Annotated in this window: 1 rRNA gene; it reads left to right on the top strand. The window is 44.7% G+C overall.

Annotated features, from left to right (window positions below):
• Positions 1-52 (top strand): 16S ribosomal RNA (locus tag AAGG74_RS23520); the annotation flags it as partial.
• Between the last annotated feature and the right edge of the window lie 156 nt (positions 53-208).

Genomic DNA, 208 nt, shown 5'->3' with positions numbered 1-208 from the left:
GAAGTCGTAACAAGGTAGCCGTATCGGAAGGTGCGGCTGGATCACCTCCTTTCTAAGGATATATACGGAATATAAGACCTTGGGTCTTATAAACAGAACGTTCCCTGTCTTGTTTAGTTTTGAAGGATCATTCCTTCGAATATAGGATCACCTGCTACATGCACCACATCCTGTGGTAACGCATGTGTTAGCACGTCCTATGCGTTGT

The organism is Bacillus mexicanus (genome assembly GCF_050445615.1).
Classification (GTDB): domain Bacteria; phylum Bacillota; class Bacilli; order Bacillales; family Bacillaceae; genus Bacillus; species Bacillus mexicanus.
This window is presented reverse-complemented; position numbering and strand designations above follow the sequence as displayed.